The organism is Paenibacillus sp. FSL M7-0420 (assembly GCF_038002345.1).
Lineage (GTDB): Bacteria > Bacillota > Bacilli > Paenibacillales > Paenibacillaceae > Paenibacillus_AQ.
The window spans coordinates 1,377,224-1,400,942 of the sequence record NZ_JBBOCJ010000001.1 but is presented as its reverse complement, the minus strand read 5'-3'; the positions used below and the strand labels follow the sequence as shown (position 1 = coordinate 1,400,942).

At 46.4% G+C, this 23,719-nt stretch carries 16 protein-coding genes; 11 read left to right on the top strand and 5 right to left on the bottom strand.

Features of this window, described 5'->3' with window-relative positions:
* Nucleotides 1-13 precede the first annotated feature (13 nt).
* The 4 genes from MKX51_RS06010 to MKX51_RS05995 form a co-directional block, all read right to left on the bottom strand.
* Nucleotides 14-523 carry a nucleoside deaminase gene (locus MKX51_RS06010; protein ID WP_340991578.1) on the bottom strand — a complete coding sequence of 170 codons (510 nt, stop codon included), beginning with the start codon at nt 521-523 and terminating at the stop codon, nt 14-16.
* Entirely contained in the window at nt 520-4,263 is a 3,744-nt protein-coding gene (locus MKX51_RS06005) for a type I polyketide synthase (RefSeq protein ID WP_340991577.1), read from the bottom strand. Before MKX51_RS06005 ends, MKX51_RS06010 begins: the two co-directional genes overlap by 4 nt.
* A gap of 12 nt (nt 4,264-4,275) precedes the next feature.
* Nucleotides 4,276-5,550, bottom strand: a complete 1,275-nt coding sequence (locus MKX51_RS06000) for an ACP S-malonyltransferase (protein WP_340991575.1) — start codon at nt 5,548-5,550, stop codon at nt 4,276-4,278.
* A 346-nt stretch (nt 5,551-5,896) separates the two neighbouring features.
* Nucleotides 5,897-6,877, bottom strand: a complete 981-nt coding sequence (locus tag MKX51_RS05995) for a hypothetical protein (protein ID WP_340943089.1) — start codon at nt 6,875-6,877, stop codon at nt 5,897-5,899.
* A gap of 624 nt (nt 6,878-7,501) precedes the next feature.
* Here MKX51_RS05995 and MKX51_RS05990 point away from each other — a divergent pair.
* From MKX51_RS05990 to MKX51_RS05970, 5 genes are all read left to right on the top strand, one after another.
* Nucleotides 7,502-7,876 (top strand): hypothetical protein, encoded by a 375-nt coding sequence (locus MKX51_RS05990; protein WP_340991574.1) that lies wholly within the window; start codon nt 7,502-7,504, stop codon nt 7,874-7,876.
* Nucleotides 7,877-7,913: 37 nt separating this feature from the next.
* Nucleotides 7,914-8,609 (top strand): response regulator transcription factor, encoded by a 696-nt coding sequence (locus MKX51_RS05985; RefSeq protein WP_340991573.1) that lies wholly within the window; start codon nt 7,914-7,916, stop codon nt 8,607-8,609.
* 1 nt (nt 8,610) lies between these two features.
* Nucleotides 8,611-9,654, top strand: coding sequence for a HAMP domain-containing sensor histidine kinase (locus tag MKX51_RS05980; protein WP_340991572.1), 1,044 nt, complete (start codon nt 8,611-8,613; stop codon nt 9,652-9,654).
* A 120-nt stretch (nt 9,655-9,774) separates the two neighbouring features.
* On the top strand, nt 9,775-10,725 hold the full coding sequence (locus MKX51_RS05975) for an ABC transporter ATP-binding protein (RefSeq protein WP_340991571.1): 951 nt from the start codon (nt 9,775-9,777) through the stop codon (nt 10,723-10,725).
* Nucleotides 10,725-11,441 (top strand): ABC transporter permease, encoded by a 717-nt coding sequence (locus MKX51_RS05970; RefSeq protein WP_340991569.1) that lies wholly within the window; start codon nt 10,725-10,727, stop codon nt 11,439-11,441. Before MKX51_RS05975 ends, MKX51_RS05970 begins: the two co-directional genes overlap by 1 nt.
* A 260-nt stretch (nt 11,442-11,701) precedes the next feature.
* Here MKX51_RS05970 and MKX51_RS05965 read toward each other — a convergent pair whose 3' ends face one another.
* A complete protein-coding gene (locus tag MKX51_RS05965; protein WP_340991568.1) occupies nt 11,702-14,026 on the bottom strand; it encodes a helix-turn-helix domain-containing protein in 2,325 nt (774 codons plus the stop codon).
* Nucleotides 14,027-14,252: 226 nt separating this feature from the next.
* Here MKX51_RS05965 and MKX51_RS05960 point away from each other — a divergent pair, with 226 nt between their 5' ends.
* From MKX51_RS05960 to MKX51_RS05935, 6 genes are all read left to right on the top strand, one after another.
* Nucleotides 14,253-15,188, top strand: a complete 936-nt coding sequence (locus MKX51_RS05960) for an ABC transporter permease (protein ID WP_340991567.1) — start codon at nt 14,253-14,255, stop codon at nt 15,186-15,188.
* Between the two features lie 24 nt (nt 15,189-15,212).
* Nucleotides 15,213-16,085, top strand: a complete 873-nt coding sequence (locus MKX51_RS05955; RefSeq protein ID WP_340943101.1) for a carbohydrate ABC transporter permease — start codon at nt 15,213-15,215, stop codon at nt 16,083-16,085.
* 58 nt (nt 16,086-16,143) lie between these two features.
* Entirely contained in the window at nt 16,144-17,706 is a 1,563-nt protein-coding gene (locus tag MKX51_RS05950) for an extracellular solute-binding protein (protein WP_340991566.1), read from the top strand.
* A gap of 32 nt (nt 17,707-17,738) precedes the next feature.
* A complete protein-coding gene (locus tag MKX51_RS05945; protein ID WP_340991565.1) occupies nt 17,739-18,689 on the top strand; it encodes an MTP-1 family protein in 951 nt (316 codons plus the stop codon).
* A gap of 36 nt (nt 18,690-18,725) precedes the next feature.
* The gene (locus MKX51_RS05940; protein WP_340991564.1) at nt 18,726-19,736 is read left to right on the top strand and encodes a glycoside hydrolase family 130 protein; all 1,011 of its coding nucleotides are present in this window, start codon (nt 18,726-18,728) and stop codon (nt 19,734-19,736) included.
* Between the two features lie 675 nt (nt 19,737-20,411).
* On the top strand, nt 20,412-23,531 hold the full coding sequence (locus tag MKX51_RS05935; RefSeq protein ID WP_340991562.1) for an amidase family protein: 3,120 nt from the start codon (nt 20,412-20,414) through the stop codon (nt 23,529-23,531).
* Nucleotides 23,532-23,719: the final 188 nt, after the last annotated feature.

The following is a 23,719-nucleotide window of genomic DNA, read 5'->3' as shown; positions in this document are numbered from 1 at the left end:
GCCTCTCCTTCCTTTACGTCGTACTTAGCTTAGATGGCTGTTTAGAGAATAAGGCTGTCAACCTCTTCTTTTTTTCCCACGATTCAAATAGTTGCTCACACGCTTGCTCCAGTACCCCCCCTTCCATAGAAACAGAATGCAAAAAGGTATTCAGCAAAGCAGCAGAGTTAATATCTGCTTCTCCAAATCCGTGATGGATACAGCTGTGCAGCGAGGTTCCGTATACAATCCGCGGGATGCGTGCCCAATTTATGGCTCCAAGGCACATCAGGCATGGTTCGCTAGTTGAATAAATGACTGTTTCTTGCAAGCTGATTGCACCGTATAACCGACTCCATTCACGTATTGCAGTAATCTCTGCATGAGCAGTTGGATCGGCGGAAGTAAAGCAATGATTTCCGGTAACTACATAACGATAGCTGTCCTGGGCTATACAACAACCAAACGGAAATTCAAAACGTTCGATCCCTTGACGGGCAGTCTCAATTGCCAATCGCATAAAATACTCATCATGATCCATCATGTAGGGACAGCCCCCTCTTCAACCTTGCTCTCCATAATCTTGGCAATAGATTCAATGGATTGATAGCGCAAGATATCTTCCGCATCCACATTTACTCCCTTATCTAAGAGAATTGCTGCAAGCCTGAAAGCAAAAATTGAGTCCCCGCCTATTTCAAAAAAATTGTCGGTAACATTAATCGTTTCATAACCAAACATATCACGCCATACCATTGCCAGCTGCTGTTCATAATGTGTATACATACCTGATGCTCTTCCTGTTAAAGCGCAAGCTTCGCTCGCCTGTAAAGAACGGACCTGTAAAGAATCCGCTGTCTGAACAGGAACAGTTGTGCGGCTTATATCCATACTCCCGGCTGATACCTGCCGCTGCGATACGCCGCTATTCTTCTCAATGGGCAGGTGGTTGGCGGAAGGCTTAGTTTTTCTATAGTGTTTGAGCTGTGAGACCAAATCGCCAGATAATTGAAAAGGCATGTAATCCAACAACTGAAAGATTGGACTATTTACGTTAAGTTCTCCCGGGATAAGACGCTCCGCCTTCAGCTCCATTATCCTGGAGAACATCTCCAGACCTTTTTCTGAAGAAATCTTTTTGAAAATGGAACGTTCTTCATCGGTTTGCTTATCCTCAGCGAGACCAATACCTTCCCACTCCGGCCAGTTGATTGCCATCGAACCAGGAAATTTGTTGTTCCTGTATTCGGCATAAGCATCCATGTAGGCATTCGATAACGTATAGGTCCCATTCCCGGCTCCCGATACTAATGTCATCACCGATGAAAACAGAATAAAGAAGGATAAATTATCCTCACGTGTCTCCTGGTCCAGAATCCATGTACCATGAACCTTTGCTCTGGTCGAACGATTCATCGCTTTCTTCGTTAGTTCGGCCAAGCTACAGGTTTCATCAGATACAGCCAGATGAATCAGGCCGTCGATACTTCCGCAATCTCGCCGTATACTCTGGAATGTAGCGTTCACTTGATCCGGATCGCTAATATCACAAGAACGCACATCCACGTAGGAACCACTACGCTCAATCCTCAAAAGTTTAAGAAGGATTTCTCCAATACCGTCTTCCAATTCACCGGACCTGTTAAGAATGTTCTCCCATTGTTCTTTCGGGGGGAAGCTGGAACGGCTGAGTAGCACTAAATTGATTCTCTCATGTCCAGACAATGTCTCTGCCAGACGGCTGCCGATACGTCCAATACCTCCCGTAATCACATAAGTACCGCCCTTACGAAGTACTGGTCCTGACCGAAGTTCAATGGAATCCGCAGAGACCGCTTCGATCGTTTCAACATATCGCCGTCTCTCCCTGAGAGCCACTGCGTATGGACTGCCCGGATATTGGATTTCTGCCATTAGCTCATCGATTGTAATACCCCGACCAACATCAACACTTCGGCAATTTATCTGCGGATTTTCCCATTTTACCGTTTTACCTAGAGCTGCCAACGCTGCATTATGCGGTTGGACAAGATCATCTGCTTCAATGCGGGCAGTACCTGAGGTCACAATAACAAGCTCGACTCCAACAGGTGATTTAAGCTTCTGAAGTGTTTTGACTAGATATAACAGGCTGTAGGCACCTTCTTCTAAATTCAATTCCAATTGCGCAAGAGTGTCAGGATCTCTATCTCTGAAAGCTGTCGTCATATGTATAATTTTCTCCGGCATAAACATTTCCAAATGAGGATGCAGCCGCTCGAAATCCTCTTCACGTGCGGGAACCTTTATACGGTCCTTGTCTAAAGGAACATAGGAGGAGCCTATCTCGATCTCTAGTACGTTGTTGCCCTGATGCCGCAGAAGGTCCGCCATCGAAGTTCCCGCAACTGAGCGATCTGTAAGAAGGATTACTCGCTTGCCGTTCCATGGTACCGTTGATAAGAGGAGCGGTTCGGCACTCCAAACCGTTCGATACATCTTCTCAGCGGAATTCCGCTTTTTGTAGGCTAGTACACGTGGATCACTCTGAATCCAGCAGCGTGTTTTTTTGAAGGGATAATCGGGAAGAGGAACCTTGTATACTGGTAAGTCTGCATAATAAGCCTCCCAGGGGATATCCTCACCTTGAACATAACGCCTACAAATAACAGGCAAATCATCGGTCGTTGATTTCGTTGCTATCTCATTAACCGATATGCAATTTCCAAGGTTGGTCCACACACTGGGCTGCGGCGTCTCTGGATTAAGTCTTAAATTATCCAGTTTAGCTATTAATTCACCTGCATCCTGCACTATTATGGCTATGCGGTATTTCAAATGAAGTCTGCAAACAGCAGAGGTATAACAGATATCTGCCAGTGAGTCAGAGCGTTCTCCTTTAAGATAGGACGTCATGAGGTCTACAAGCTCTAATATCTGTTCCCGTCCATTAGCGGATAAAGTGAAAATGCTAGAGTCCGGTCTTAAATATTTCTCCCTGTATAACTCAGGGGCTTCTTCCAATACGACATGGGCATTTGTTCCGCTGATTCCAAAAGAGCTTACTCCGCACCTACGGGGACTTACGGTCCAGTGGCGGAGTCTGTGATTAATGTAAACCGGTGAATCTTCAAATTTAATTTTCCTGTTAGGCTTTATAAGATTAAGACTGGGCGGAATTTGACGCTGTTTAAGTGAGAGGATCGCCTTTATCATACCCGCTACCCCAGCTGCGCCGATCGTGTGCCCGATATTGGTTTTCACTGATCCAACTCCGCAGAATTGCTTATGTGAAGTGTAATTGGAAAAAGCTTTGCGTATTCCCTGAATTTCGGTTGGATCACCGAGTTTTGTTGCTGTTCCATGCGTTTCAATGTAGCTTATGGATGATGGATCAATTCCAGCATTTTTCCAGGCCTGCATCAGCACTTGTCCTTGAGCACCTGCGCTAGGGGCAGTAATTCCAATAGATTTGCCGTCCTGGTTCACTGCACTGCCTTTAATAACGGCATGGATATAGTCATGATCATCCAGGGCCCGGGACAGCGGCTTTAATATTAAAACGCCTACTCCCTCACCTTGCCCTACCCCGTCGCAGTCCTCATCGAAAGACTTTGTGCGCCCGTCTGGAGCAATAATACCTATATTTTTAACCACTTTATTTTCTGTTGGCATAATAAATAAATTGATTCCACCGACCAGGGCTAACTCACTGTCACCGCTGTTCAGACTGTTGCAAGCCATATGTACAGCTGCCAAGGAGGATGAACAAGAGGTGTCTACTAGCAGAGAAGGTCCCTTGAGATCAAAGAAATAGGAAATGCGCCCCGCGATAACCGCAGGCAAATTACCTGAAAAGGAGTTATCTGCTTCTTCCGGATTCAGTTTCATAATTAAATGCTGATACATAACAGCAGAAAATTCCGTTGGAAATCCAATAAATACGCCTGTACGGGTCCCCCTTATCTTTTGAGCATAGCCGGAATTGTTAACAGCCTGAAACGCCGTCTCAAGCATCAACCTCTGATGTGGATCCATCAAAGCTGCCTCTTTAGGCGATATTTTAAAAAACTCATAGTCAAACGTATCAATTCGTTCCAAGTACGCTGCTTCACGATAGTGGGGGATTTCATCTTCGTGATACACCGCCTTGACGTATTCCTCTACATCCTGGCGTCTACCCTCAGGCAGGGAACCTACGCAATCCACTCCGTTGCGCAAACACTCCCAAAACTCTTTTGGATTTTCCGCTTGGGGAAACCTAACACCTATCCCTATTACTGCTATATCCTTCGAACTCTCCATATTCATACCTCCTTATACCTGCATTTTCAGATAATCAGGATAAACGTCAAACAACCCGTTTACATAGAGCACATCTTGCATGATTTCACGACGTTCAGAATCCGCCACTTTTTTTATGATTAGAGCTTGATGAAGCATGTCTAAAGCTTCTTTCATTTCTTTATATCCTGGCACTCCTCCCAATTTTTCTGAATTTCTTGAATTCGATAGTATTTTTCTGTAAGGTTTCAGGAACCCCTGTTCAAACTCCTTATCATCATCATTATAATTAGGAGCGCACAACGCTTCTTTCAGACAATCATTCAGAAGTTGATTACGACTAACGGAGTTTACTGTTTCAAGCTCTCGTACCTTTGAAAACCTGCGAAGAATTTCTTGAAAGTCACGACGGTTTTCTATTGCCAGAACAGTCAAGTCAATACAATTAGTCATTGAGAGATTGCGCAGGACTGACTGAGGACCAATTTCAATCAATTCTTTTATCCCACCCTCAGCAAAACAGGCCAACACTTGTGTCCAGCGAACGGGGTTGGTTAATTGAATTGCCAAACGCTCATAAATTTCTTTTTCTGATCTGTATAGGGTTCCTGTAATGCTGGAAATGACGGGATACTCAAGAGGGGAAAAATCACATTTATTCAATTCATCTTTCATGAAGGGGAGCGAAGATTCCATTAATCTGCTGTGATAGGGTCCGGGAACTGGAACCGGTAATATTCTGACTCCCTGATTGTTTAGTTGAGATATCAGTTCTTTCAAAGCTTGTTCCGTTCCTGAAATCGTCACTTGCTCATCCGAGTTGTAATTTGAAACAGCAACATATCCGAGATGACTTGATATGCTTTTACATATTTTGTCTGCCGAATCAGCGTCAATTCCCATAACTGCTATCATGCCCCCTTGCCCGGGACCAATCATATTCATAATTTTTTCCCTTTTTCGGGTCAATGCTAAAGTATCTTTATACGTTATCGCACCAGAGCAGGCGAGTGCCGATAATTCCCCCAGACTATGTCCGGCCAGTAAATCGGGATAGATGCCGTACTCCTCCGTTAAAACCTTAAACGAACAATAACCTACTATTACTATTGCAGTCTGTACCAACTCCGATTGTTCCAATTCATCTATTGTATAATGAAGTAACACATCCTTTATATTAAGGCCAAGCAGATCACCGGCTTCCTCAACCAATATCTGTACAGAATGAAAGTCGTTGTAGAACGTCTGTCCCATCCCAGCGTAGTGTGAACCTTGTCCCGGAAAAATAAATGCCTTCTTCTTATACAATTTTCTTCGCACTCCCTTAGATCATCAAAAATAGTATCACAACCAAATATTTTATATATTTTTCTATAAAATACCTATTTTCGTACAATAATGAAAGTATACGTTCGAATTCATGAAAGCACAACCATTGTAACATAATTGATAATTTATCCTAATAATATAAAAAATTGTGATGACCATCATGTATAATCACATAAGACCATGGTATATTTTACGATAGTGTCTTTTTTCCTTTTTAAATTTAAATCAAAAAAAATCTATCCCGACAGTTTACGCCGAAATAGATAGCTTTAACAAAAAAGCGCAGGATGTGAGCAAAATAAGAGCTAGGTTGTCTGGAGGGCAACTAATCCAATTTCTTTAAAAAGTTATGCAAAAGCTCCTCTTCCCGCTCCATAATAGTAAGGATTTCTTGTATTACATAATTTATCAACTGTTGTTTTTTTGATAAAACATATTTTAGTTGTACTTGTTTTATTCTACTTACATCCTTAACAAGACCGGAAAATCCATCAATTAAATAAGAAGCATCAGTAAAAATCCCTTCTTTTTGCAGATAACGCAATCTGTTAACCATACAACTTTTATGTTCGAGTATAATATGTATCGGTCTGATATCTTCTCTGAAGGATTCTACTAGAGTTAATCGGTTGCATAATTCTTTGTATATACCTAATCCATAAGTAGCCCCTGGGGGATTGTATGTTAAAAAAGAATTAGTAGAATGAATAAAGTCGCTTATATAAGTTTTTATGACTGCAAGATTAAGTGAAGGATCAGAATTGGAATAATCAAGTGAAGTAGTACAGTCAAAAAAACCAACTCCACCTATACTGGAATTGTGAAATGCCTTTTCAATCTCTTCAAAGGACGCCTGAATTCTGCTAAAATTCCCCGAACGATTAAAACCCAGAATTAAAAAACATTCTTCTTCTTTATCAAATCCATAAATTAAACTCTGATGTGTGAAATGAGAAATTTGATAGGATGGTTTGCAGGACAAATAGTATTCATCCATTAAAATTTCAACATAACGTCCATTTTTTATACAATTTATAATAAATGGAACTATATTAAAATGCATGTCTAAAAAAAATTCCTTTTCGTACCAGTTCTCATTGATTCCGGGATGACGGGGATATTTCCCATCAAAAGAGTAAAAGTCCAGTTTAAATTCATTTGAGTATTCGGCTGTGTATAACTGGAGATAATTGCTATAAAACCAAGGTAAGTTCTTTTCATTCTCCAGCACTATAGAGAGCTTATGTGCATGATGTAGAAATCCATAAACCTGCGGTATGCATACAGGCAATGTGTATACATTCATAAATAACACCTCCATCTTAATCTGTTAAGTAATCGACTTCATACTGAAATTTCAATTCGCATAACATTGAGAATTCGCTTTAAGTTCACCTCTTTGGCACAGGCTTTAAGAAAGTATAAGTTTAATTTTTAGAAAGCGCAATCATCGTAACCGGATTGTAATAAAATCCCTAATAATGAATCTAATAGTGATTAAGTTCACTTCAGTCACATACATAAAATTATATTCTCAATAAATAAATTAACGTTTTACTTCACATTTTATGTATTTCTCTTAATTCTCTACCCATTTTAAATGAAAGGGGTAATTTATGTTACTTGAAATAATGCCTGTTTATGATCCTAAGAAAACATGTACACAAGACCTAATAGTGAGTGTTTCTTCGTTTTGGGGGAGAGACTATGAACTAATGTACACCAGCGCTTGGGGGCTAGAATTACCCGGTTGGTATTTATATGAGTACATTTTGGATTCCATGGGTTGACGGCTATCAAAAAGAGGACCGTGGTCATTTCATACTGGTCATTGGCTATTCGGAAGAAGATCGAACTTTGATCTGTATTGATCCTATGTACAGTTCTAATAATAATAAATTAAATTTCACCCATTTCTTATCCGGAAATAATGGTACCTAATCTAAATGATTATTTTCCTAATACAATCAACGAGAAATATAATATTCCATCTTTACACAAAGAATTAGATGATCATATTTCTTGTCTAGGTCAGCAAATCTCTCTCCCTCATTTTTCATCACTTTCTTCTCTCTCCTTCCTCGGATGTTCAGAGTGGGGGACATTTTCTGAGAACATTGTTTTTATTCAAGATAACGAGACAACAATGGAAGTTAAGGTTTCTTTCCCTGACTGGGAATTACCCGGCGCAAATGATGATATTGCCTTAACAGGAAAGACTATTATTTATGAACATACACCGGACCTAATCTCTCCAATTAAGAGACCTGCTGAGGATTGCAACAACACTATCCAGCAATTATGATTAACCTCAGAACGGTTAGTGCCCGGGAGGTAGTCAAATGTCAAAAACAATACTAGTGGTAGACGATGAACAAGAAATCGTGAAGCTCATCAGCAAGACGCTAAGATACGAGCAATTTGCCGTAATCACGGCAAGCTCCGGGCGGGAAGCTTTAACTGCCGTGGAGGATCACCCTATTGATTTCATTGTTCTCGATATCGTCATGCCTGATATGAGCGGACTGGATGTCTGCCGAACGATCCGGTCGTCTTATAATGTTCCGATTCTGTTATTAAGTGCGCGGGATCAGGACATTGATAAAATTGTCGGTCTGGAAATCGGCGCAGACGATTACATGACCAAGCCATTCAGTATTCAGGAGCTGGCTTCCCGAATCAAGGCTCATTTCCGCAAGGTGGACAGGCTGCACAAAGAGTGGGGCGAGCTTAGTCCCGCTAAAGAAAAGGCCGATGCTCCGCTCCTTTTGAATGATAAAACGTATGAAGCCTTCCTCTATAGCCGGAAGCTCGACTTATCCGCGAAGGAATTTCAAATTCTGTCTGTCCTGATGCGTCACCCCAACCAGGTACTCAGCCGGGAGCAGATCTATGAGAACGTGTGGGGAGACGAATACGGAGAGATCAATACCGTAACGGTTCATATCAAAAATATCCGCAAGAAGCTGGGTTTTGAGCATAACTTCATTAAAACCATCTGGGGCATAGGCTATAAATACACAGAAAGAGAGCAATAGGATGAAACTGAAAATAAAGCTTCCCCTGTTATTCCTGCTGATGCTGCTGATTCTGATGTTCTCTATTGGTTTGTACTTGAAGTTTGTCTTCGCCGTATATTCCCCCATACGTACCACTTTGCTGGACTCACCATATGTAGTATTACTGCTGCCCATCTTCGTCATCGCCGGCTGCATATTTTCTATTCTGATCATCTATATTCATTATTATATTGAGAAGCCTATCCGGCGTCTGAATGCCCGGCTGGAGGAAGTCAACGTCGTCCATCCCCTGCCTCCGCTGGCTTTGAAGCGTAAGGACGAGATCGGAGAGCTGTATAAGCACTTTAATAAAATGGAGCATCGGCTTCAGCTTGCCCACAGAGAACAGACCGATATGATTGCCGCCATCGCCCACGATTTGAAGACACCCCTGACCTCGATTAACGGCTTCACCGAACTTCTGGCTACACATGGGGACTTACCTGATGCTGAAAAGCAGGAATTTTATGAATTGATTCAGCGGAAGTCAGCCTTTATGGTCGAACTGCTCAATGATTTCTCCCGCTTCACCAAAGAAAAACTGGAGCTTGAATCCATGACCGCTACACCTGTTAAGGCGACAGAACTGTTTGCAGACATCGCTTTTGAATATGAGTACGAGCTTGCTGGACTGGATATCGAACTAACCTGCCGCCATGACTTCACCGACAGTATAAGGCTTATGGTCAATGAACCGATGCTCCGCCGGGTGTTCGGCAACCTCTTCAGCAACGCCGTAAGATATGGAGGGAAGCCTAAGCTGAAGGTCTATATGACCGGATATCTGCGGGAGCATCATGCCTATTTTCAAATAGAGGATAATGGCATTGGCGTGCCGGATAAGGATATGTCTTCGCTGTTCCTCAAATTCTTCACGGTGGACCCGTCGCGGCAGATCCGCAAGGGCGGGCTTGGACTGGGACTGGCCAGCTGTAAATCGATTATTGAGCATCACGGGGGCGAGATTACGGCCTTCTCCTCCGAATATGGCGGTCTCGGGATCAGATTCAGCCTGCCTTTATAGTTTTTTATATTTTCTTCAGATCTCTTTATTTTTCTTTTAATAAAGCTTCATGTTTGGATGTGACAATAGGTTACAGCAGAACACAACAAACACTGGCTTTACAAGTAGGAGGTCTGAAGAATGAGTATTTTATCCAAGAAAAGAATCGGCAGCACGCCCGCCATCCAAATTGACGGAGTGCACAAAAGGTTTGGCGACTATTCCGTATTAAACAATCTTTCGCTGGAGGTCAGCCGGGGCGAGATCTACGGATTCCTGGGACTGAACGGCGCCGGGAAAACAACGACGATCAAGATGCTGCTGGCCATGTTGAAGCCTACCTCCGGCAAGCTCTATATGTTAGGTGAGAAGGTTGACGCCGGAAATTCTAAGTTATGGAGCAACGTCGGATATTTAGAAGAGGCTACCTTTTATCCGGATCTGACTGTAGCAGAGAATCTTGAGATCGCAAGACGCATGCAAGGGATGCCGGACAAGGATGCCGTATCTCAGGTAATCTACAAGCTGGGGCTTGCGCCGCACCAAAAGAAAAAAGCAAAACATCTCTCACTCGGGAACAAACAGCGCCTGGGACTGGCCAAAGCGATGATTCACAACCCGGAAATTCTGATCCTGGACGAGCCGATCAACGGCCTTGATCCAGCAGGCGTAGCTGAGATACGAAATATGTTATATAATCTGGCGCACAATTTCGGCATCACGGTGTTCATATCCAGCCATCTGTTAGAGGAGCTCTCGAAGGTGTCCACACGGATTGGAATTATCCACGGCGGTCAGCTGGTGCAAGAAGTCGCAATGGACAAGCTGGAGCAGTCCTTAGAGAAAAGCCTGGTCGTTAACGGCCGGAACAAGCCTGCCTTAAAGAAGGTGCTGGAGGAGCATGGCTATGCCTTCGAGGATACCTCGGACGGCTATATCAGACTCACCAATGAACATGCGGCAGATCATCCTGAACGGCTGGCCGAACTGCTGGTTCAATCCAATCAGCCGCCCACATCGCTCCGGGTAGTTACAGAGGATCTGGAAGGCTATTTTCTCCGCACTATCGGGGTTAACAGGGGGATTAAATAATGAATATTCTATCGGTGTTACATTGTGAGCTCCGCAAGATTATCCGCTCGAATGTGTTCTGGATCATGTTTCTGGTTCTGGGCTTCGGGCCCATCATGATGGGCGTCGGAAATGTATTATCCAGTGCCGCTGGCGGTGTTACCTGGGAAGCGTATTTAACCGGATTGCTGGAGACGCTTGCCCCGCTGGGACTGATCGGATACACCTTTGTTGCAGCATGGGTATTCGGGCGGGAGTTTTCGGATCGGACGATCAAGGATTTACTGGCCAAGCCCATTTCCCGGGCGAAAATTGTATTGTCCAAATTCCTGGTCATTTTGGCATGGTGCCTGTTGCTTTCCGTTTATATGTTTGCTGTAGGTTTTGCCGTAGGGGCCATCCTGGGCGTAGAAGGCGGGTCCGCCGCTTTCATTTGGAGCTTGTTCCTTAAGTTCCTGGTCACCTCGCTGTTGTACATTTTTGTAACTGCGCCAAGCATTCTTTTGGCTAATGTAACCAAAGGCTATCTGGCACCCCTGGGACTCATCCTGATCATCGTCATTCTGTCCAATGTGCTCTCCTCCTTCGGATTTGCTCCCTACTTCCCATGGACCATCCCGTCGGTATTTCAGAGCACCGGTTCGCTGCAGCTAAGCAGTATCATCATTGTTGCGTATACCGGGATCATCGGAATCGCCGGAACCTTTGCCTGGTGGAGATATGCTGAGCAGCCTTAAGAGGGCCGGATCATCTCACATCATATGAAGAAAAGAGCTGTCCCCAAAGCCATGAAATGGCTGCTAGGGACAGCTTTTTATTGCGGAGCAGGATCAACGTGAGCTCTTCGATGGACGCTCCGCGAACGGACCGTTGTTCCAATCGCTGTTATCCCCAGATTTTATTGATTCTCCTTAGCGGTGAAAATCCGGGGATAAAGGCGACCGCTGCCGCTTTTCCACAATCGTTCCGTCCACTCCGCTGTTTAAGCGGGAAATGATCACTCATCATCACCTGCGGCGCTCTTCATCGCCTCCTGCTCACGGAAGGCCGAAGGGGTCAGCCCGTATTTTTTCTTGAACAAGGTGGAGAAGTAAGTGATATTGTAGATCCCGACCGCTTCACTGATCTTAGCCGCCGTGTCAGGCGTGGAAGCAAGCAGCTCCTTCGCTTTGTCCAGCCGGGTGTTGTTCAGGTATTCACTGAAGGATTGCCCGGTCGCTCCTTTGAACAGCTTGCCCAGATAGCTGGGAGACAGTCCGGCGATTTTGGCCACCAGATCGAGGGAGACATTAGGCTCGGTATAATGCTCATGAATGTAATTCTGTGCTTTTTCAATGAGAATATTATGCTTCTGCGCATTCAGCCAGTGGTTTTTCTCTTCAATTAAAGTGCATATTGTGCTGCAATAGCGGCCAAACAGGTTACGGATCTCCGTCAGATCCTCAGCATCTTCAATCTCGGTTACGGCCTGCAGGTAATCATTGAAATTCGAATCCGGCACATGCTGTAAATAGTCAAAAGCTTTATGCAAAGACAACATGAGCTGACTGCTGAAGGTGATGACCTGATGAACGGAACCGCCGGATATGGTATCTATAAATTCTCCGATTGCGCTAACAATGAGTTCCGTCTTGCACTGCTGCACGGCATCAATCAGCTTCTTCTCGCAGGCGGCGGGATAGCTTAAGGCCGTTAACACATGGTGCCGTGTCGCTGCTGCATCCAGAATCGCTTCCTTTCCATAGATTAAGCGGTATTTCACATACTGCTGGGCTGATGTATACGAGGACGGAATATTTCCTTTTCCAAAGGCCATATCCCCTATCCCTATAGATACCGTCACCTTGAAGTAACGATTAAGGAAGCTCTGAACATTACGCAAGGCAGGCTTCAGCTCCTCCGGGAGCTGATTTTTCGTGTATTGAAGGATGGCAACGGCTTCATTCCCTCCCATAATAAGAACATCACAGGGGCCGATATGCTCCAGCAGCTCTTTGGCAATATTCCCTAGTGCGAAGCGCAGCAAGGACTGCTGTTTCCCCTCTCCCCTCTCCCCTACCGGTTCAAACTCATTGATCTTGAACACCAGCACGCCGAAGAACGGTCCCGCAACCTCCTCGCCGATCTCCTTAATCATCTCGCTGGAGGCCGAGTCCTCCAGGGAATGACCACGCAGCAAGGCATGCAGATAATGCTCACGGACGGTCCGGGAAGAGCGGCTGATGACAAACTGCATCGATTTCTCGCGTTCATGATAGGAATGGAACACCTCGTTCATCATCTTGTACTCATCTATAAGCGCCAATCCGCGTGCGGGATTAGCCGGGTTAGGCATTACTTTTTCAAGCAGCGCCGATAAGGGCCTATTCATGTTCGAGGTCAACAGGATAGAGATCAACAAACCTGCAAGTACAATACCGGCTGTGACCAGCAGCGTAATACTCCGTAGCCTGTCAATGTCAGTGATGAGCTCAGAATACGGTGAAACGCTTACAAAATACCAGTCCAGTCCCTCTGATTTCACATAAGTGACCAGATTCTTTTCGTTTCCGATCGTTGTGGTGAAGCTGTTCTCCGGTTGGTTCTCGATTAATAGGGTCCGCACATACTCATCCCCGGATAAATCATCCAGGAACAGATTGGAATCGGTATGAGATAATACTTTACCTTCATTATTGATCACGAAGACATTATTAGCCGCGTCCGCTTTGCCGATCTTGCGGATGGTCGTCAGAATCGACTGTTCCTCTACATTGATATAGATCAGCGGATTGCCTGCGGTCTGGTATGCGAAGTTCGGGTACAGCAAGAAGGTCAGGAACTGTAACGGCCTGCCGTTATTCCGGCCCGCAACCTTCAGGCTGCGCGGATTGAACTCCATGTACTGCTTCGCACTGAGCGCGGTGAGCGATGCGTCGAACGGAAGCCCGGCGGTATCGATTGTCGTGCCTGTAGAAGGCCGGTGGATTCCGATACTGTGGATATACGGGTTCAGATTGGCAATTTGTTCGATCTGCTGATAAATATGATAATTGCTTACCTTGTTCTCCACCGTCTCATCCAGAAAGGACAGGATCTCCGGTTGAATCAGCAGTGTATTTCCGATTGTCATGACCTGATTATAGACGACATCCGAAGCGTATGTGATCTGGGATAACATGGCCCGGGAATTGCGTTCGATCTCCTTGATGGCGCTTCGGGAGAACAGGGAGAAGAGTACACTGGACAGCAGGCTTACGGTTAAAAGCACGAGAAGGAAATATGAAATGGTGAGTTTTTGAAAGGCCTTGTATCGAACAAGCCGCTTGATGGTTGCCCGCATGCTGTATTCCCCCCATGCTGCTCGGTATCATTTCTAAATATAGTACATTTCCGGCTGAAAAGGTACTGAATCAAGGGAAAATGAAAGCCATTCCGTTTTTTTGAAAGCCTCGTGGGCGAATTCGAAAGCGTTTACCTGGTTTTAAAATAGACTCTTACTGCGGCTATAGCTAAGCTGAAATCAAGGCAACGTCATCTATAACAAACAAATAGGGGGGGAACAGGAATTGAAGAAAAAACGGCGTCCAGGACTCAGCATACTGTCAGACATCCGCAGGAATGGCACATCCTATTTGTTGGTTTTGCCGGCCATGGCATACACGTTTATTTTCGGCTATATGACCTATCCTTATATGGTTATTGCTTTCCAGCGCTTCAATTATACAAAGGGAATTTTCCATAGTGAATGGGTGGGCTTCAAAAACTTTGAGTTTTTCTTCCGTTCCAATAAAGCGCTTACAGTTACCTTTAATACCATTTACCTCAATTTACTGTTTATTATTTTCGGCACGCTGATGGCGCTCGCCATTTCACTGGTGCTGAACGAGCTGCGCAAGAAGCTGTTTGTGAAGATCAGCCAGTCGCTGATGTTATTCCCGAATTTCATCTCATGGATCGTCATCAGCTATGTGCTGTATGCGCTTTTCTCCATGGATATGGGCGTAATCAATAGAATTCTGAACCAGTTCGGTATGACCTCCGTGAACTGGTACACCGAAGCCCAGTCCTGGCCGGCGATTCTGACCATCATGCATGTCTGGAAGGGCGCCGGCATGAGTGCCATCATCTACCTGGCGACCATTACCGGCATCGATGAGACGTTGTATGAAGCAGCAGAAATTGACGGGGCGGGCCGCCTGCAGATGTGCTTTCGGATCACACTTCCGCTAATGATGCCAACGGTTATTATTCTGACAATGCTCTCGGTCGGCAAAATTATGTACGGTGATTTCGGGATGATCTACGCGCTCATCGGGGACAACGGCACCCTGTATTCGACCACAGATATTATTGATACGTATGTATTCCGTTCCTTGCGCCAGATCGGTGACCCTTCCGAAGCCATGGCCGTGGGACTGTTCCAGTCCGTTATCGGATTTATCCTTGTCTTTGGTACCAATGCCATTACCCGCAAGTACTTCAAAGATGGCGCATTATATTAAATCCAGGAAGGAGGAGGAGTATTAATGAAAAGAATCTCAATCAGCAGGACGGTCATGTACACGCTGACTGCGGTCTATTCGGCACTGTGCCTGCTTCCGATGCTGCTCGTGCTGATGATCTCAATCACGGATGAGGATGCTATTCTTAAGAACGGCTATAGCCTGTTTCCGGAGAAATTCTCTCTGTATGCCTATAAGCTGATCTTTACCAGCGGTTCCCAGGTCATTCAGAGCTACGGCATTTCGATCTTTGTCACTCTCGCCGGTACCACGCTGGCCCTGCTGATTACTTCTATGGCAGGCTACACGCTGGCGAACAAAAATGTGAGGCACCGCAATCTGCTGGCCCTTTACTTTTTTATCACCATGATTTTCTCAGCCGGCATTGTGCCCTGGTATCTGATGAACCGTGCGCTCGGATTAACCGATAATATTCTCGCTCTGATTATTCCGTCACTGCTGTTCAGCCCGTTCAATCTCTTCCTGGTGCGCAATTTCATGAACGGTATTCCTGACTCGCTGCGGGAATCAGCCACCATAGACGGAGCCAGTGATATTGTCATTGCTTTTAAGATCTATCTTCCGTTATGTAAACCGGTATTGGCGACGATTGCCCTCTTCTATGGACTGGATTATTGGAACAACTGGTGGAATGCGATCATGCTGATTGACACGAAGGATTTGTACCCGCTGCAATTCATGCTGCTGCAGATGCAATCGGAGATCAGTATGCTGAACGATATGGCCATGCTGGCGGGAACAAGCGATGTTACGCTTCCCTCGGAGTCGGTCAAGATGGCGACAGCCATCGTAACCATCGGGCCGATTGTTTTCCTCTATCCTTACTTACAGAAATACTTCGTGAAAGGGCTCGTGATCGGTTCAGTGAAAGGCTGATGTCATCCCTTAGGGGTTAACATATAGAAGACATCATAAGAGGAGGTCCGTATTATTCATGAGAAAATCCTATGCAACCCTGTTAGCTGTGGTGCTTGCCCTGTCCACCCTGGTTGGGTGCGGCAAAGCCGATAATGCCAGCCCTGCCGCAAATGGAGCAAGCAATGCTTCATCCCCGAATTCAGAGAAGGCTAATGCTTCTGAGGTCGTCAAGATCAAATACGTGGTTCCCGGCACCGAGCCCAAAGACTACCAGAAGGTGTTCGAGAAGGTCAATGAGAAGCTGGCTGCAGATGGTGTCGGCGTTGCAGTGGAGAAAATCTTCATCCCCTGGGATGCCTGGGACCAGAAGCTAAACCTGATGCTGTCCACCGGCGATGATTTCGATCTGTTCCATGTCATGCAGGACCGTACTCCGTTCTCCAACTACTATACCCGTGGCGCACTGGCAGATATCTCGGATGAGATTGAGAAGTATGGAGCCAACCTGAAAAAGTATATTCCGGAGGATATCTTTAGCGGCGCAACCATCGGCGGGAAATATTATATCGTCCCCTCCTACTGGGTTGAAATGGCGAGCGAAGGCCAGTTTAATATCCGCCGCGATATTCTCCGCGAAAATAATTTGCAGGAGCCTAAAACTCCGGCTGAATTGATTAGCGCCTGGGAGACGGTGATGAAGAACTGGAAGGGAAAGAACAAGCCTTACTTAGGCACCCGGGCCGATTTTGACCCGATCAATCTGCATACCTCCATCCTGCACCGGACCTATGACACCTTCCCGTTCACCGTTAAGGATAAGTTCTTCTATGTCAACCAGAACGGAGAGGTCAAATCCTGGATTGAAACTGACGAATTCAAGAAGGATGCTGCCTTCATGCACGAGCTGTACACCAAGGGAATTACGAATCCTGACATCCTGGTCATGAAGCAGGAACAGGTAGATGCCCAGCTCGACAGCGGAGAATGGTTCGTACGCCTGGGAACCGGCGGAAGCCTGAACGGGCTCCAGAAATACAACCCGGCAGCTACAGTGGACGATATCGGCGTCGTATGGTTTAACCCGGAGAAAGAGTATCTGCGTCCCCTCTCCTTCAAGAACGGAAATGCCGTGCCGGCGAACAGCAAGCATCCGGAGGCCGCCGTTAAGTTTATGGATTGGATGCTGGCCAGCCAGGATAACTACGATCTCGTTCAATACGGCATCGAGGGTGAGCACTACACCAAAGATGGCGACAAAGGCTTAAAGCCGATCAAAGACCCGAATAACAATAATAATCCAAGATACAGGGGCTCTGATTCGCAGAACGGGAATGTGAACTTTATGCGCTTTGACCCGGAGAGCAGTATTCCTGAGAATAACAAGGTCTTATTTGAGCCTAATCCGAGTGCGGTCAATAGTATCGCAGCCAACTTCATTTTTGACCCGACGAATGTAAGAACCGAATATACCAATATTCTCTCGGAAGCTTCCGCCAGCATCACTCCGATCTATATGGGTGTTCTGGATTACGACAAGGCATTCCCCGAGGCTCTGGATAAAATGAAGAAAGCAGGTCTGGACAAGGTCGTTGCCGAATACCAAAAGCAGTTCAAGGAATATCAAGCTTCTCTTCAATAAAAGAGCTGCTATACAAAAGGAGCGGAGAAATCGTGAGCCTGCATCAGCAAAAACTAGAATTTGAAGCAACCAAAACCATCTATGACAGCACAACTCTGGTATTTAAAAACGTGGACGGATTCGATGTCTATAATATTTCAATTCCTTTTGAACGGGATGGCAAACGTTACTTGTTCGGCCGGGTAGAACGCCGGGAGGAATGGGCCCGCTCCTGGGTCCGGCTGTTCGAGGAAACAGGCCAGGATGAATGGACCCTGGTGGAGAACAGCATGATCTACACGCTGGAAGACCCGTTTATCAGCGAAATAGGTGATGAGCTTGTACTGGGCGGAACCCATGTGCAATATCAGAGCGGCAAATACAGTACGTTTTTCGGTTATTTTTACCGGGGGACGGACCTCCACGATTTGTACTACTTCACTACCGGTCCGAACAAAATGAAGGATATTCGCCTGGTTGCTCTGGCAGACGGCAGAATTGGCGTCTTCTCGCGTCCGCGCAACCATGAAATGAAAGGCCAATACGGCAGTGAGTCCATGATCGGCTTCACGGTGATTGACAAGCTGGAGGATTTGACTGCTGAAGTCATTGAGAATGCCCCTTACATCCACGGTATCTTCGGAGCTGGTGAATGGGGAGGCGTCAATCAGGCTTACCTGCTGAGCAGCGGCAAAATCGGAATCATCGGCCATATTTGTTATCAGCATAAGGATGAGAACGGGCAGGAAATCAAAGTATATTTGAACATGGCCTTCGTCTTCGATCCCGTGACCCGGGAATCCCATGACCTGCATCTGATCGGAAGCCGTTCCTGCTACCCGCCCGGACCTGCCAAGTTACCCTATTTGACGGACTGCGTCTTCTCTTCGGGGATCGTGATGCGGGAGGACGGCAAGGCCGATCTGTACAGCGGAGTTGGCGATTGCCAGGCCGGGCGGATTACAATCGACTATCCGTTCGCCCCCCATGGACATATTGTTTAGAATACAGTTCTTACTCATAAGGAGGATATTCAAACGATGAATCAGGCAAGTACACCCGTCATAGGAGCTTTGGCATCAAGTCCGCTCATCCGCCGTCATCCGGCCAACCCAGTACTGGATGCGGCTCGGGTCCCTTACCCCACCGCACTTGTGTTCAATGCGGGAGTGGTGAAGTTCGGCGGCCGGTATGTGATGGTATTCCGCAATGACTACGGCTCCCTTGAGAAGCAGACCCTTGAGCCCTCTCATACAACGGATCTCGGTGTCGCATTCAGTGAAGACGGCGTTAACTGGACGGCCGGGCCGAAGCCAGTGTTCAAGCTAAACGATGAAGAGTTCGTGCGTGCATATGATCCGCGCCTGACGGTAATTGGCGGCCGCTGCTACATGTGCTTCGCTGTAGATACGCGGCATGGGATCCGGGGCGGAATCGCCGTAACGGATGACTTCGAATCCTTTGAAATCTTGAGCTTGTCTACGCCGGACCTGCGGAATATGGTGCTGTTCCCGGAGAAGATCAACGGTAACTATGTGCGATTGGAACGGCCGTTCACCGTATATAGCCGCGGAGGCAAGGACCGTTTCGACACCTGGATCGCGGAGTCGCCGGATCTGGTCTACTGGGGACGGTCGGATCTGTTGCTGGCGGTGGAGCAGGTTCCGTTCGCCAATGACAAGATCGGCCCGGCAGCACCGCCCGTGAAGACAGATAAGGGCTGGCTGACCACCTTCCATGCGGTGGATGTTGATCCCGCCAGAGGGAAGAACGGCTGGGAGCCGTCCTGGAAGAAGCGGTATACTGCTGGGATTATGCTGCTTGACCTGAACAATCCAAAGAAAATTCTCGGGATGAGCGCTTCGCCGCTGCTTGCCCCGGAAGCCCCCTACGAAATGGACGGAGGCTTCCGCAACGACGTCATCTTCCCCGGCGGCATGATCCTGGAGGACGATGGCGAAGTGAAAATCTATTACGGCGCCGCCGACACCGTGGAATGTCTGGCCACCGCGCATGTCGATGATCTGATCAGGCTTTGTTTGGGACAGTAAGACTGGCATCCTAACTAACAGAAGCGGGTATCATCCTTGAATGAGGATGATACCCGTTTTTTCAAACTATACTTCAACCGCTTGCGGTAACGTTCGTTCGTACTCCTTACATAACACATAACGCTGGACGCCCCTCGAAGCCTCTACTGCTTCCCTCGCATACTTAATCGCAAGCTCCCTGTTGTCGGCTTTTATGCTTGCTCATCAGCTGCTCCATAACCGTTCCCGCTTCATCCTCAAGCCTGTTCGCAAGAACATACTGAATGTAGAGAGCAGGATTGTTTTTCTGGCTGCGTAAAAAGGACTCCACGCGATCCACACGCTTTTCCAAAACTGCCGGGTAATAGAATTGGATTGTAAAAACAATGAGAAAAGCCGCCACAGCCCCTGTAACGATCAGGATGGGTGAATTGTAGCACATTCCATAATCTATCAGCAGAAAAGTAGGGTTATGAAAAAACTAACCAGGATAACTACCATATACATAACAATAAATGTTATATAAAACACCTTTATATTATTTTTTATACACTTTTTAATAAATACAGTACTCCCCCTTTGTTAAAATCTCTAAAAATAGTTCAATTTCATATTATTCATTGACTGAATTAATATACAATGTTATATTTCTTAACACAATTAATAATATACATAGAGGAAAGGGAGATTGCCTACATGAGTAAGTTGAAACGTCTGCGTAGAACGAAGAGGCAAGTTATAGCTACTTCCATTGCGTTATCTGTCATTGCTTCAGGAGTCATTCCGTTTCAAACGGCTGATGCTTTAACGAGGGTTACTTCTTCTAGTGGCACCGTATGGGAGATTCACGATGCTTTTGCTCCCAGCTTAGACACAGGAAGCTTGCGTACCGTCGGCACTACACAAGTACAGGGCTTCGGTAATATCTTTGTTAAAGTATCCTCACCTTCAGCTTCCCTGATGAATGGACAAATGATGCGCGGGTTCGACCTCAAATACGATGGCGTTAATAGATTCACTTCCTCTCAATCTGTTAATCTCGGAAATGTCACCGTCACCCGTGATGTGTATGTGGACACTATTAATAATAGAACTAGATTCTTTGATACTTTTACCAATAAGAATGATATGGCTGTAAAAGTAGATGTCTCCTTCGGCGGCTCCTTAGGCTATGGCACAGCAGCTAATGCTTCAGTGGTCAAGGCAACCTACTCCAATGATCTTGAGGTGACGACAGACGATTCATGGATTGTGGTCGATAGCAGTGCCAGAAACAATAAACCTCTAGGTGTTGCAGTCGGGTCTCCACATCCATTTAATAATGGATTAACCGCTCTTGGGAATCAGCAGCAGAATCCATTCACCACACCTCTGGCCAAGTCCGGTAATGAGGCGAATTTCTATGGCTTCATTAATACCTTGAATCTTGAACCGGGCCAGTCGAAATCCCTGGTGAATTTTGTACAAGTTGGAGAAGCTGGTGAAGCCGGGCTGAACAATCTGGTTGCCACGCTTAATGGACTCCATCAGCAGTTGGATGTATCCGGCTTAATCCCTGCACAGATCCGCTCCATCAGCAACTGGGATATCTCAGGCATAGAGGGACTTAATACTGGAGATAACCTGTTCATTCCAGAGGCTCCGGCAGCGCAAAGCTTCATCACCTCCTCCCCCTATAATGTAGTGAATAAATCCATTGCAGAGATGCAACAGGATATGATTAGCGGTAAAACAACTTCTGTCCAAATTACGCAAGCGTATCTTGATCGAATCAAAGCTTACGATTTGGGGCAACTCGGCTTCCATGCCTTCCTGCATGTATCCGAAACTGCGCTGGCTCAGGCCAAAGCGGCTGACGAAGCCCGTGCACAAGGCGCCAAGGGCGATCTGCTGGGAATTCCGATTGCGATCAAAGACATCTATGACACCAAGGACATGCCTACAACAGGCGGCAGTAAAGCACTTGAAGGGTGGCGCCCTGAATCGGATGCCTTCCAGGTGAATAAGCTGCGGGAAGCCGGCGCGGTCATTATTGGTAAAGTCAACACTTCGGAGTTCGCGAACAGCGGAAGCTTTAGTGAAAGCGGCTGGATGCAGACATGGAACGCACTCTATCCTTCCAAAACCTCTTTCGGCTCCAGCGGAGGATCGGCAGTATCGGTTGCAGCTGATTTCGCAGCGGCAGCTATGGGATCGCAGACCGGGGTATCTCTCTATGCACCTACAACAGGTGCCAGTCTAAAAAGCTTCCGTGGTACAGACGGCATGGCGAGTACGACAGGTGTGCTCCCGCTCACTTGGGGACAGGATTATGCGGGACCCATTGCCAAAACCGTAACGGACCTGGCTATTATGCTGAATGCTACAACGGGTACGGACCCGCAGGATATTTTCACCGTAACTGCTGATGCAGATCATAAACGTCCGGTGAACTGGAAGGAATCTCTGGATGCCAGTGCACTGAAAGGAAAGAAAATCGGATTCATCCCCGAATCCTTTGTCTCCAGTTATGCGGATGATGATACCGGACTAGCCGTAAAGAATAAGTTCTCAGAACTGCAAGCTGCGGGAGCGGAAATGGTTGAAATGACAAAAATGCCAGCAGCTCCTACCCGTCCTCAAGGCATTAACGGATCTACTGAAGGCTGGGCGCGCTACATTGAGCTTCACAAAGCCTTCCCTTACGCGGACGGAGCAAGTGTACTCGCTTCAGATAAGGTGCTTATCTATAATCAGAGAGGTTACACTGCACCTACGCGGATGACGGAACAGGCTGTACAAGATTACATCAAGTATAGAACGGACTATAAAGAAGTGATCAAAGGCTGGATGGACGAGAATGGCGTGGATGCCATTGTCTATGCAGGCTTCATCAGTGACGTCTACAACAATGACGCATCAGCCTCTCAATTAAGTTCGGACCGCAACACGGGCGTATTAACATCTAATGTGGGTCTCCCTACGGTAGTGGTTCCTGTGGGAACGAACGACAGCGGATATTCGATCTCGATGCAGCTTGTGGGCAGAGCGTGGGACGATGCCAAGGTTCTGGGCATGGGCTATGCGCTTGAGCAGCAAAGTCAAGCCAGACTGCTTACCGCTTTTGCACCAGCACTCCCATATGTTCCAACCCCTACTGATCCTGATCCAGTAGACAATGAACCAAGCAATCCAAGTCCTGGAGGAGGTACCGTAACTCCACCGGCAACACCAACGCCATCACCTACAGCTACACCGGCTCCTACAGCTACACCAGCACCAGCAGAAACAACAGCACCAACACCTGCGCCGGAAGTGGTCAGCTTCACAGATACACTGAATCATTGGGCAAAAGCAAGCATTGACCTGCTGATTTCCAAAGGATTACTAACAGGTTATGAAGATGGAACCTTCCGTCCGAATTCAGGCCTGACCCGTGCCGAGACCATTAAGGTCATTACAACGCACATGGGACTTGAAGGACAAGCAAGCAGCTTCACCGATGTATCTGGGGCACATTGGGCCAATAAGTATATCGGCGCAGCAGCCAGTGCCGGCCTGATGAACGGATACAGCGATGGCACCTTCCGTCCGAACGCGAAGATTAGCCGCAGTGAATTAGCAACACTGATCACCAGAGCGTTTAAGCTGACAGGTACCGGAAACACATCATTCAAAGATGTTAACAAAGAGGCCTGGTACTATAACTCCATTGATGCCCTGGCATCGAATAAAATTATTACAGGCTACGAAGACAGTACCTTTAAGCCTGCAAAAGACATTACCCGGGCAGAGTTTGCTACTATGGTGGCGAGATTGCTGGAGAGTGGGAAGTAAGAGGAGTTAAAAGTGTAAAGGAAAGGCCATCCTAAAAAGGATGGCCTTTGTCTTATTCATGGATGAAGTCCTGCTCAGTCATATTCTCGATCTTTCCTGTACAATATTCTCTAACCATTTGCCCCTCACTTATCATTGTCGGCATCTCCAGTTGCTCATCTTTTTCAAATAATTTCGGCATATAAACG